This window comes from Nocardiopsis sp. NPDC050513, from assembly GCF_044457925.1.
Taxonomy (GTDB): domain Bacteria; phylum Actinomycetota; class Actinomycetes; order Streptosporangiales; family Streptosporangiaceae; genus Nocardiopsis.
This window is the reverse complement of sequence record NZ_JBITHK010000005.1, coordinates 269,313-281,246: the sequence shown is the minus strand read 5'-3', so window position 1 is coordinate 281,246 and position 11,934 is coordinate 269,313. Positions and strand designations below refer to the sequence as shown.

The window sequence follows — 11,934 nt, the reverse complement described above, 5'->3', positions numbered from 1 at the left end:
GGGCGTCACGCCCCGCGGGGATCATCCCCGGGGGTCGGGCACGAACCGGTGGGCGAACCGGATCACCTCGGCCAGCGCCTCGTCGCGGTTGGTCTCGTTGAACAGCTCGTGCCGGGCCTCGGGGAAGATGCGGACGGTCACGTCCGAGCCCGCGAGGGTGTCGACGCCCGCCCTGCTCCCGGCGAGCGGCACCAGGGCGTCGTCGGAACCGTGCAGCCACAGCAGCGGCATCGTCCCCACGCAGCCCGCCTCGCGGATCCGGTCGAGCTCGGTGAGCATCGCCTCGATCGTGGGCCGCTTGAACGGGCCGTGCCAGACCAGGTCGTCGGCGGCGTAGGCGGCGCCCACGCCGGGGTCCCTCGACAGCGTGTCCGGGTCGATGGGGATGTCCGGGATCTCCTCCAGCGCGCTGAGCGCCTCCAGGACCTCCCAGCGGCCGAGCACCGGGGACGACACGACCAGCGCGCGCGGCGCCTCGGGGTGGGTCTGGGCGTACCGGGCGGCGACCAGGCCGCCCATCGAGTGACCGATGAGGACCAGGGGAAGGGAGCGGTAGGCCGTGCGCGCCTGGGTGACGACGCGGTGCACGTCCTCCACCACCCCGGCGAAGTCGTCGATGAGCACGCGCTCGCCCGAGGAGCGGCCGTGCCCCCGGTGGTCGGCTCCGTACACCACCGCGCCCGCCTCGACCAGGTCCGCGGCCACGTTCTCGTAGCGTCCGAGGTGCTCGCCGTAGCCGTGCACCAGCACCGCCAGCCAGGTCGGTTCGCCCTCGGCGGGCGCCCACGCCCGTGCCGCCAGCTTCCCCGACCCGTCGGGTCCGCCGGCCAGGGCCCACTCGCGTGTGGTGATCACGGCGTTTCGCCTCCTCGTCTGCGACGATCTCTGGGAGGGACACCCTATGGGGGCGCGGCCGCGGCGCGCATGCGGAGGGGGCGGATATCGACGCCCGTGACGGGAGGGAAGCCGGGGTCGGCCCCGGCCCGGTCGTGCATCAGCCGCGTAACGATCCGCGCGTCGGTTCGTAGCCGCGTCCCAGGCGGGACGGCAGTCGTTCGTAGGCAGGAACGAAATACGGCATATAGGGCGATGTTATCTACTCCACAAGAAAGGTGATCTTCTACGCTTACCTCTGGGTACCCCTCGGACGGGAGCATCCGCGTACCACCCGTCCGGCAACACAGACTGGAGAGGGTGACGCGCGTGCTGGAGGACTCCTACGGGCGAGTGGCGACCGATCTCCGGGTGTCGCTCACCGACCGCTGCAACCTCAGATGCAGCTACTGCATGCCGCCCGAAGGCCTGGAATGGCTGCCCAAGCCCGAACTGCTCACCGACGACGAGGTGCTGCGGCTCATCCGCGTCGGCACCACCCGCCTCGGCATCACCGAGGTCCGCTTCACCGGCGGCGAACCCCTGCTCCGCCGCGGCCTGCCCGGACTGGTCGCCGGGACCACCGCGCTCACCCCCCGCCCGCAGACCGCCCTGACCACCAACGGCATCGGCTTGGCCCGCATGGCCCCCGCCCTGGCCGAGGCCGGGCTCGACCGCGTCAACGTCTCCCTCGACACCCTGCGCCACGACCGCTTCGAGAAGCTCGCCCGCAGGCGCCGCCTCCAGGACGTCCTGGACGGCATGGCCGGGGCGGCCGAGGCCGGGCTCACCCCCGTCAAGGTCAACGCGGTCCTCATGCGCGACGTCAACGACGACGAGGCGCCCGACCTCCTGCGGTACTGCATCGAGCACGGCTACGAGCTGCGGTTCATCGAGCAGATGCCGCTGGACGCCCAGCACGGCTGGCGCCGTGACACCATGGTCACCGCCGACGAGATCCTCGCGCGCCTGGAGGCCGACTTCTCCCTGGAGGCCGCCGACGCCGAAACCCGCGGCAGCGCCCCCGCCGAACTCTTCCACGTGCGCGGCGCCCGCTTCCCCGACGGGGAGCCGGCCACCGTCGGCGTGATCGGCTCCGTCACCCGGCCGTTCTGCGGGGCGTGCGACCGCGTGCGACTGACCGCCGACGGCCAGATCCGCAACTGCCTCTTCGCCCGCGAGGAGTCCGACCTGAGGGCCCTGCTGCGCGGCGGCGCGACCGACGAGGAGATCGCCGAGCGCTGGACGGCGGCCGTGGCCGCCAAGCTCCCCGGCCACGGCATCAACGACCCCTCCTTCCTCCAGCCGGCGCGCCCGATGTCGGCGATCGGCGGCTGACCACCCGGTAGGCACCCGGTCCGAGCGGGCACGACAGTGGAAGGGAGGAGCACGACCGCACCGGACCAGGAAGCCGTGGCCATGCCGAGAACGGACGCCGGTCACCGAACCACCGCGCACACGGCGGATCTGCGGGTCGAGGCGTGGGCGCCCACCCGCGAGGAGTGCGTCGCGCACGCCGTGGCCGCGGTGGTGGAGAGCGTCGTCGGCGCCGAGCCGCCGCCCGCGACGACGACCGTCGAACGCGACCTGCAGGGCGCGACCGACGCCGACCTCCTCGCCGCCGTGATCGACGAGGCCGTCTACCTCCTGGAGACCAGGGGGCTGCTCCCGTCCGCGACCGAGGCGCGGGCCACGCCGACCGGTCTCCGGGTGCGGTTCGCGATGGCCGACGCCGACACGGTCGAGGCCGTGGGCGCGGTCCCCAAGGCCGTCTCCCTGCACCAGCTGCGCTGCGAGCGCGGCCCGGAGGGATGGTGGTGCTCCGTGACCGTCGACGTCTGACATCCGGCTGGGAGCGGGCCCGACCGCACACCGCGGGCCCTCCGACGCACCCGGGAGCGCGCCATGCGCATCACCGAAGAGACCCCGTACCGGTTCCGTGTCGAACGCGAGGGAGGGATGCGGGTACCGGGCATCGTGTTCGCGTCGCGGCGGCTGCTGCCCGATCCCGCGGCCGACGAGTCACTGCACCAGGTGGCGAACGTGGCGACCCTGCCGGGCATCGTCGTCGCCTCCTACGCGATGCCGGACCTGCACTGGGGCTACGGCTTCCCCATCGGAGGCGTCGCCGCCACCGACGTGGCGGAGGCGGGGGTGGTCTCACCGGGCGGGGTGGGGTTCGACATCTCCTGCGGCGTCCGGCTCCTCGCCGCCGACCTCGACCGGGACGCGTTCGCGCCGCGGCGCGGCGCGGTCATGGACGCGCTCGACCACGCCGTCCCACGCGGCATGAAGCGCGGCAGCGTGTGGCCGATGTCCGACGCCGCGCAGCTCCGCGAGGTCCTCGAAGGCGGGGCCTGCCACGCGGTGGACAAGGGGCACGGCGTGCGGCGGGACCTGCTGCGGTGCGAGGACGGAGGCCGGATGGCGGACGCCGACCCGGGCGGGATCGGCCACCGGGCGGTCGAGCGCGGGCTCGGGCAGGTCGGCAGTCTCGGCTCGGGCAACCACTTCCTCGAGGTCCAGGCGGTCGACGAGGTCTACGACGCGCGGGCCGCGGAGGCGTTCGGGCTTCGGCGGCGCCAGGTCTGCGTCATGGTCCACACCGGATCGCGCGGGCTCGGCCACCAGGTCTGCTCCGACCAGGTGCGCGCGATGGAGGAGGCGATGGAGCGCTACGGCATCGCGGTGCCGGACCGCCAGCTCGCCTGCGTGCCGGTCGAGTCGGAGGAGGGGCGCGCCTACCTCGGGGCGATGGCGGCGGCGACCAATTTCGCGCGGGTCAACCGGCAACTGCTCGGAGAGGCCGCCCGCCGGGCCTTCGACGCCCACGCCGGCTGCCGGCTCGACCTCGTCTACGACGTGTCCCACAACCTCGCGATGGTGGAGACCCACGTCGTCGGCGGGCGGCGGCGCCGGCTGTGCGTGCACCGCAAGGGCGCCACCCGGGCGTGGCCGCCCGGCCACCCCGACCTGCCGGCCGAACTGGCCGACGTGGGACAGCCCACGCTCATCCCCGGCACGATGGGCACCGCCTCCTACGTCCTGGCCGGAGTCCCGGGCGGGCAGGCGTTCCACTCCACCTGCCACGGCGCGGGCCGGGTGATGAGCCGCCACGAGGCCGTGCGCACGGTGCGGGGCAGGCCGCTCAGGGACGATCTGGAGGCGCACGGGATCGCGGTGCGCGGCACGTCGTGGAAGGGACTGGCCGAGGAGGCGCCGTCCGCCTACAAGGACGTCGACGACGTGGTGGACGCCAGTGTCGGGGCGGGCTTGTGCCGCAAGGTGGCCCGGCTCGTGCCGCTGGGCGTCGTCAAGGGGTGAGCCCTCCGCCGCCGGAAAACCGGTTGCCGCCCGTTCCCGGCTCTGGCTTGATGTACCACGGCGAACGCGTGTTCGCCCCGCACAGGCCCGGTCGGGAAAGGGAGGTGGCCTGTCATGCCCTACACCGAGGTTTCCGGCGAACGCGTACCCATCCGCATGTGGGCGGACCCGGACCAGGTCGAGCCCCAGGCCATGGACCAGCTGCGCAACGTCACCCGGATGCCGTGGGTGCACGGCCTCGCCGTCATGCCGGACGTGCACTACGGCAAGGGCGCCACGGTCGGCTCCGTCATCGCGATGCGCGACGCCGTGAGCCCCGCGGCCGTCGGCGTCGACATCGGCTGCGGCATGACCGCCGTGCGCACGGACCTGACCGCGGAACGGCTGCCCGACGACCTCGGCCGCCTGCGCTCCGCCCTGGAGGCGGCGATCCCCGTCGGGTTCCACGCGCACGACGAGCCCGTCGACCCCACGACCGTGCCCGGCCTGCGCAGTGCGGACTGGGACAGCTTCTGGGCGGGCTTCGACGGCCTCGCCGAGTCCGTGCACCCGCGGCTGACCCGGGCCCGCCGCCAGATGGGCACGCTCGGCGGCGGCAACCACTTCCTGGAGGTGTGCCTCGACGACGACGGCACGGTCTGGCTCGTCCTGCACTCCGGGTCGCGCAACATCGGCAAGGAACTGGCCGACCACCACATCGGCACGGCGCGGTCGCTCTCGCACAACCAGGGACTGGTCGACCGCGACCTGGCGGTGTTCCTCGCCGGCACCCCCGAGATGGCCGCCTACCGCCGCGACCTGTTCTGGGCCCAGGACTACGCGCGGCGCAACCGCGACGTCATGATGGGCCTGGCGTGCGCGACACTGGCCGACCAGATCCCCGGCACCCGGTTCGGGCAGTGGATCTCCTGCCACCACAACTACGTGGCGGAGGAGACCTACGACGGCGTGGACGTGCTCGTCACCCGCAAGGGCGCCATCCGCGCGGGCAGGGGCGACCTCGGGATCATCCCCGGCAGCATGGCGACCGGCACGTACATCGTGCGCGGTCTGGGCAACCCGGAGTCGTTCAACTCCGCCTCGCACGGGGCGGGCCGCCGCATGAGCCGCAACAAGGCGCGCAAGACGTTCACCGCGGCGGACCTGGTGGAGCAGACCAGGGGCGTGGAGTGCCGCAAGGACCTCGGCGTCGTGGACGAGATCCCCGCCGCCTACAAGGACCTGGAGTCGGTGATCGAGGCCCAGACCGACCTGGTCGAGGTGGTCCACCGCCTGCGCCAGGTGGTGTGCGTCAAGGGCTGACCGGCGCCGGTCGGGCGGCGTGGTCCATCCTGGGAGGGTGAGCAGCACACCGTCAGGGGGAATCGACGCGGTCGTCCTCGCCGGAGGCGCCGCCCAGCGCATGGGCGGCGCCGACAAGCCCGGCCTGAGCGTCGCGGGGCGCACACTGCTGGAGCGGGTCGTCGACGCGGTCCGCGCCCACGACGCGGACGCCCGCGTCATCGTGGTCGGTCCGCCCCGGGAGAGCCCGCCCGCGCTCTACGTCCGCGAGGACCCGCCCGGGGCCGGACCCGTGCCCGCCCTGCGCGCCGGGCTGGCGCACGTGCGCGCGCCCCGGTTCGCGCTGCTCGCCGCGGACCTGCCGCGCCTGACCGCCGCCCACCTGGCCGAGCTCGCCGAGGCACTCGACGCGAGGGCCGAGGGAGCCGTGTACGTGGACGCGGGAGGCCGTGAGCAGTGGCTGACGGGGGTGTGGCGCACCGACGCCGTCCGCGCGGCGCTCGCCGACTACCGGGGCCGGTCCCTGCACCGCCTTCTCGGCCCGCTGGACCCGCGCCCGGTCGCGCTCGCCGACGACGGCGCGGAGTTCGACTGCGACACCCCCGAGGACCTCGCCCGCGCCCGCCGCGACCTCGAACGGGACGCCCCGACCGAGCCCTGAGCGCCGGAGACCCACCCCGTCTTCTCGGAGAATCCGGGCACGCCCGAAGGCGGCGAGCCGTCCGTCGGCGACGTGCGTGCGCACATCCCCGCGCCTTGCCGCCCACCGGACCGCCGCGGTTGCGGAACGCCGTGCCCGTGGTCCATGATGTCCGCCATGACGATCAGGAAGGGCGGTCTCCGCCCGGGCCGTTGAGCCCCGCCCAGCCGACGCACGCGTCGGCCACCCAGCTCCTCCAGTCGCTCGACCACCTCGCCCCAGACGTCCGCATGCGACGTCTGGCGCTCTACGCCCGCGACCACGCGGGCACCTCCCACCTCTCCGTGGTCCTCCGGCGACTCGACGCCGACGGTCACGCGCGAATCGCCCTGCACATGGCCATCGCCGCGCGCGACACCGCCACGGTCGCCCGCTACCTCGCCGGTCCCGACCACGCACTGCGCCGCGCCGCCCTGCGCGCGGTCCGCACCGTCCCGGTACCCGACGAGGCGGTCCTTCCCGTGGTGGAGGACGCCCCCACCGGCCTGCGCCGCGCCCTGTACCGCACCCTCTACGACGGACGCCGCACCGCGCTCGCCGAGCGGGTGCTCGACCGGGTCGGACACGAGTACGGTGACGCCGACGCCGCCGCTGTGCTCCCGGCCTGCCCGACGGCGGCGGTCGCGCGGCGCCTGCCCGACCTCGCCCACGCCGTGCGCTCCTGGCGACGGCTGGCCCGCCGACACCCGGACGCCCTCCTGGGCATGCTGTCCGACGTCGCCCCCCGCGAGGCCCTGACCCGCGACTGGCGACAGGCCCTGCGCGCCCTGGACCCGATCCGTCCCGAGGCCGTCGCGGAACTGCTGCGGCCGCTCGGGCCGTCCTTCGGCGTCCCGCACGCCAGCCGGGCGCTGCACGCCCGAGGTGACCACCGGTACTACCCGGCCCGCTATCCGGCACTGCCCGACGGGAGCCGGAGCATCCGGAGCCTCACCAGAACCATGGCCTACGACCCGGACACGGCCGGACGCGTCCTGCGGGCGATGCCCCTGTCGGTGCGGCGCCCGTACCTGGAGCGCTTCGTGGGGACCCGCCCCGCGCGGACCGGCGGGGGAGCCGTGCTCCACCTCGACCTGCTCCCACCGGAGCGTGCGGAAGCCGAGGCGCGCGAACTGGTGGAACGGATCAGGGAGGTCCAGTCCAGCCAGCCCCGGCACGCGGATCCGAACGCGGACCTGGACGTCATCGGGTTCCTGCCCTACGACGAGGCGGTCGGTCCCCTGTCGCGGGCGGCGTCCTCCGGCGACGCCGGTCGGCGGGCCAGGGGCCTGGCCGCGCTCGTGGCCGCCACGGCCAGGACCTGCGACACCGACCTGCTGCGCGGCGTGCTCGCCGACCGCGTCGCGCGGCTGCGTGCCGATCGCGACACCGTACGCCGGGAGCTGCTTCGGGCGCTGTGCGGGGTGCGTCCCCTGTCCCTGGCGCGGGCGGCAGGGCTCGTGGACGCCGGTACCCCGGCCGACACCGGGTCAGGGCAGGGAGGGGCCGTCCGAGGGGAGCCCCGGCACGGCGGTGCGGGAGCGCCCGGCACGGGCGTCCTCGACGGCCTCCTCGACCAGACCGTGACGGCCCGCGACACCTCCAGGGACACCCGACGGGCGCTGCGCGACCTGGCCGCGCGGATGCTGCGTCACCCGGACACCTCGCCGGACGGCGCCGTCCGGCGGTGGGGCGTGGAGGTGTACGCCCAGCTCGCCGAGGCGTTCGGCGCCGACGGGTTCGGCGAACCGGGCCGACCGAGGCGGGGGAGGCCCTGGTGGTCGCGCCCGAACAGGACCCGGCCGCCCGGAACCCGACCGGAGCCCCACCTCGACCAGGTCCTGCCGCCGGGCTGCGAGCACGACCTGTACCGGCGGCTCGTCCCGTACCTGGACGCGGCGCGCGGTCGGGGCGACAACGCGGTCGCGGCCCGTCTGGCGGACGAGCTGGGCGGCAGGGCCGGCCACCTGGGCGACGGGTTCCGCCACCGCCTGGTCGGCGTGTTCCTCGGGGACCCCGCTTCCGACGACGCGGAGCGGACCGCCCGGTTGTACCTGTCCGGGCGCGGCTCCCGCGCCTTCGAGCTCTTCTGCCGCGACTCCGAGGCCGTGGCCGTTCCCGTCGTGTGGCGGACCCTGGTCCGCACGGTGAGTCCCATGAGGATCGTCCGTCGCCTTGACCACGTGGGACCGCCCCAGCTACCCGACGGCCGAGCATGGGTGCCCGAGGTGACCGGAACCCTGGCCCGGAACTGGCCCGAGGCGGCACGCGCGTGGATCGCCGACCGCCTGGCGCACGTCGCGGCCGACCCCGGGTACACCCCCGACGACCGGGAAGCCGCCATCTCCCAGCTCGGCCGTCTCCCCGGTGCCGTCGACCTGCTCGCCCGCTTCCTGGCCGGTGACGACATCGTGGTGCGCGAGGCCGCCCTCAGCGCGCTCGGCGGCGGCGGCGAGCCCGAACGCGCGCTGCAGACGATCCTGGCCCACAGCGGCGGACCCCAGTCCAGGGCGGTCGGACCAGCGCTGTCGCGGTGCGCCGTGCGCGTGGCGCCGTCGCGCCTGGGACCGGTGCTCATCGCAACGCTGGAGGGTTCGGCCAGGGTGAGCGTTCGCAGGACCGCGGCCCGCCTGCTCGAACACCACCGCCCGCCGGGCGCGGTCGACGTGCTCGTGCGCTCGCTCGGCGCCGAGCGGCAGCACCGGGACGTGCGCGCGGCGGTCGCGGGCGCTCTCATGCGCGCCTGCGGCCATCCGTCCGCGCTGACCGCCCTGACCGAGCACGCTCCCGGCTTCACCGACGAGGAGACCCAGGCCGCCGTGCTCGGCGTCGACCCCCTCACGTGCCCTCGGGGCCTGCGCGCCGGGGCGGCGGCGGTGGTCGCTTCGCTCCCCGCGTCGGGGCGTCGCCGTCCGCGGTCGCTCCGGGCGGCGAACCGGTGGGCGCTGTGGCGGGAGGACGCGCTCGACGCGATCGTGGCGGCGGTGTGCGACCTGGACCGACCCTGGCAGCACACGGTGGGCGCGTTCGCCGAGATGACGCGGCGGGGGCAGGGGCGGGACCGCCTCGCCGAGGTCGCCGCCCGGCTGCTCGCGGCGGTTCCCGGGCCGGAGCACGGGGTCCCGGCGATCACCCGTCCCCGTGCGGACGGCGCCTACCACCGGCTGGCTGCGATCGTGTCGCTGCTGGTCCGGCTCCGCCACACGTCCGGCGAGGACGACACGCTGGTCGCCGGGCAGGTGGACGCCGTGCTGTCCGCGCTGGCCGAGCGCCCCGAGTGCGCTCACCTGGCCGCCCGACTCGTGGAGTCCGCGATCCGGAGCGCTGTCCGCCGCCCGGACGGGGCCCCGTCCGCGTCGTGGTTGGCTTCGCGTCTGTCGCTCGCCGCGCGGTTCCTGGCGGCGGCTCCCCGTAGGCGGGACCCGGACGTGCGGAGTCTCGTCACGACCGTGGTCGGCCACGGCGCCGACCCGGACGTGGCCCCGGAGTCGTTGGAGACCGTGCTGCGCACGATGCACGCGACGGCGGTCGGGGAGGAGGGACGCGCCCGGACGTCGATCGGCCTGCTGTACGTGGAGCTGGTCGGACGGATGGGTCGTACCACGGCGTGGGCCGAGCCCTGGCCCGAGCTGTTGACCCTGGCCGGGGAGATCGGTGACGACGCGGTACGGCACGAGGCCTGGCGGGTCGCGGTCGAGTGAACTCCGGGTGGGGGCGCGTGTCGGCGCGCCCCCACCGAACCGGCGCCCGGAGCGGTCAGCGCTCCCGGTACTCGTCCATGGGCACGACCTCGCGCAGGAAGCCCCGGACGTCGAGGAAGTCCGACAGGTACGCGCGGTGCTCGTCGCAGGCGGTCCACACCTTGCGGCGGTCCGGGGTGTGCAGTGCGGGGTTGTTCCACAGCAGCGCCCAGGCGGCGTCCGCGTGGCAGTCACGGCGGGAACAACGGGGCTCCACGGCCGGATTACCCAATTCTGACCCCCAGGGAATTTCACGGCTCGAATGGTCAAGCCACGGTCACGATCGGTCGTTCCCGCCGATGTCGGCGCGGACCGGTGCCGGCGGAGGGGAGAAAAGGGCGACGCCGGGTGGTTACGGGGGCAAACCACCCGGCGTCGCTCACGATGTTCCGACGGGGGCTCGAAACATCGCCGCGCGCTTCGACGGGGGACCGAAGCGCTAGAAACCAATGTACACCGAGGCCCCCCGGGGTACGTCAAGAGTGAGTTACGACGTTGTCTCGGGAGAGTCCCGCGGATCGAAGGTCTTAAGTCCCAGGTCAGGACTAATCTGGCAGTTTGCCCAGGATACGGTTCCTCGTGCGCGGGAACGGCGGTTCGGGCGGGTCAACCGCGTGCTGTGCGCCGGTGCGCGACACGCCCGGAAAGGGTCAAGGAAGAAGCGACGACCGGCCCCGCACTCGCCCGTGCGGCGGAGGCGTCCGGTGTGGCGGTCGGGGAACACGGGGAGGCAGGGACACGGGGGGTCGCGTCCACGCGACCGGACAACGGACAGCGCAGGGGGTCGCTCATGTCCCACCACACCTACCGCGTCACGGAGATCGTCGGAACCTCGCCGCAGGGGGTCGACCAGGCCATCCGCAACGGCATCGACCGCGCCGCGAACACACTCCGGGGGCTCGACTGGTTCGAGGTCACCGAGATCCGCGGGCACATCGAGGACGGCGTCGTCGCGCACTACCAGGTCGGTCTCAAGGTCGGGTTCCGCCTGGACGACTGAGCGGAGCGCCCCGCCGGGGTCCCGGGCACGCCGTCCGGGCCCCTCGGCGCGCTCCCGGCCCGGTTCGACACGCGGTCCGTGTCCGCCCCGCGATCAGCCGCCGGTTCCCCGTACGCCGGCCCGGTCCGCTGTCCGCTCAGTCCGCGTCCGCGGGTTCCTCCCCCCGCTGCACGTCGACGTGGACGTGGTCCAGGTGCCGCAGGATCTCGTTGTCGGAGTCGGTCTCGTAGTCGCGCCAGCCCAGCGACGGGTAGTAGGTGCTCCAGATGCGGTCGTCGAAGATGATCACGGCCACGTCGTAGTCCGGCGCGTGCGCGATCAGCCAGTGCGCCATGACCCATCCCGCGCGCCGGTTGTCCTCGCTGACCGGTCGGTAGAAGACGTCGATCGCCCGGCCCTCGTAGTGCGCGGAGTCGTCTCCGTGCCCGGTGTCGAAGCCGCCGGGGAAGTACCCGCCCAGGCTCAGACCGGTGAAGACGCCCTCCATGCCGACCCTGAGGCTCTCGGCCCGCGCGGTGAGTCCCGACGCCTCCAGCCCCTCCTGGACCTCCAGGCTCGGGTCGTTGGTGGAACGGCAGGTCAGCGAGGGTCCCGGAGTTCCCTCCGGCCCCTCCTCCAGCACGGTCATCACGGGCTCGGGAATGTCACCGGTGTCCGGCGCCTCGACAGGGGCGTCCTCCCCCTGGACGGCGACCGCCGCCGCGGTGGTCGCGCGTCGTGCCTGGTCCCGGTCCAGCGGGAACCGCTCCTCGCCCACCCACGCGGAGCACTCCGCCCCCCACGGCGCCGAGACGCCCTGACCGCCGGTCCGCTCCAGCACCCAGCGCGTGGTCATGACGACCACGGCGCTGAGCGCCACCAGGATCGCCACGGCGAGGATCAGACCGCCGCGGCGGCCGTTCGGCCGCGTCTCACCCGCCATCCCCCCACCCCTCCACGATCGAGCCGGGCCCGGACCCGGACCCGGCGCGGACACACCAGTAGTCGGTCAACCCCGAAGGCGTCGCGCGCATTTCCATCGTTGCCGACTCATTCCG

Annotated in this window: 10 protein-coding genes; 7 read left to right on the top strand and 3 right to left on the bottom strand. The window is 74.3% G+C overall.

All coding sequences use genetic code 11. From position 1 onward, the window contains the following. Positions 1-21 precede the first annotated feature (21 nt). Positions 22-855, bottom strand: coding sequence for a lysophospholipase (locus ACIBFB_RS11485; RefSeq protein ID WP_397228902.1), 834 nt, complete (start codon positions 853-855; stop codon positions 22-24). Between the two features lie 348 nt (positions 856-1,203). Between ACIBFB_RS11485 and moaA the strand changes: the two genes are divergently transcribed. The 6 genes from moaA to ACIBFB_RS11455 all read left to right on the top strand — a co-directional run bounded on the left by moaA (position 1,204) and on the right by ACIBFB_RS11455 (position 9,858). Next, the gene (gene moaA / locus ACIBFB_RS11480; protein WP_397229263.1) at positions 1,204-2,211 is read left to right on the top strand and encodes a GTP 3',8-cyclase MoaA; all 1,008 of its coding nucleotides are present in this window, start codon (positions 1,204-1,206) and stop codon (positions 2,209-2,211) included. Between the two features lie 81 nt (positions 2,212-2,292). Then, on the top strand, positions 2,293-2,715 hold the full coding sequence (locus ACIBFB_RS11475) for an archease (RefSeq protein ID WP_397228900.1): 423 nt from the start codon (positions 2,293-2,295) through the stop codon (positions 2,713-2,715). A gap of 63 nt (positions 2,716-2,778) precedes the next feature. Next, the gene (locus tag ACIBFB_RS11470; protein WP_397228898.1) at positions 2,779-4,197 is read left to right on the top strand and encodes an RtcB family protein; all 1,419 of its coding nucleotides are present in this window, start codon (positions 2,779-2,781) and stop codon (positions 4,195-4,197) included. A 114-nt stretch (positions 4,198-4,311) separates the two neighbouring features. After that, complete coding sequence (locus ACIBFB_RS11465; RefSeq protein WP_397228896.1) at positions 4,312-5,499, top strand: RtcB family protein; 1,188 nt, start codon at positions 4,312-4,314, stop codon at positions 5,497-5,499. A gap of 37 nt (positions 5,500-5,536) precedes the next feature. Continuing rightward, positions 5,537-6,139 carry a molybdenum cofactor guanylyltransferase gene (locus ACIBFB_RS11460; RefSeq protein ID WP_397228894.1) on the top strand — a complete coding sequence of 201 codons (603 nt, stop codon included), beginning with the start codon at positions 5,537-5,539 and terminating at the stop codon, positions 6,137-6,139. Positions 6,140-6,330: 191 nt separating this feature from the next. After that, on the top strand, positions 6,331-9,858 hold the full coding sequence (locus ACIBFB_RS11455) for a HEAT repeat domain-containing protein (protein ID WP_397228892.1): 3,528 nt from the start codon (positions 6,331-6,333) through the stop codon (positions 9,856-9,858). Between the two features lie 55 nt (positions 9,859-9,913). Here ACIBFB_RS11455 and ACIBFB_RS11450 read toward each other — a convergent pair whose 3' ends face one another. Continuing rightward, a complete protein-coding gene (locus ACIBFB_RS11450) occupies positions 9,914-10,114 on the bottom strand; it encodes a hypothetical protein (RefSeq protein ID WP_397228890.1) in 201 nt (66 codons plus the stop codon). Positions 10,115-10,687: 573 nt separating this feature from the next. Here ACIBFB_RS11450 and ACIBFB_RS11445 point away from each other — a divergent pair. Continuing rightward, a complete protein-coding gene (locus tag ACIBFB_RS11445) occupies positions 10,688-10,897 on the top strand; it encodes a dodecin (RefSeq protein ID WP_397228888.1) in 210 nt (69 codons plus the stop codon). A 136-nt stretch (positions 10,898-11,033) separates the two neighbouring features. Here ACIBFB_RS11445 and ACIBFB_RS11440 read toward each other — a convergent pair whose 3' ends face one another. Then, positions 11,034-11,819, bottom strand: coding sequence for a hypothetical protein (locus tag ACIBFB_RS11440; RefSeq protein WP_397228886.1), 786 nt, complete (start codon positions 11,817-11,819; stop codon positions 11,034-11,036). Positions 11,820-11,934 lie beyond the last annotated feature (115 nt).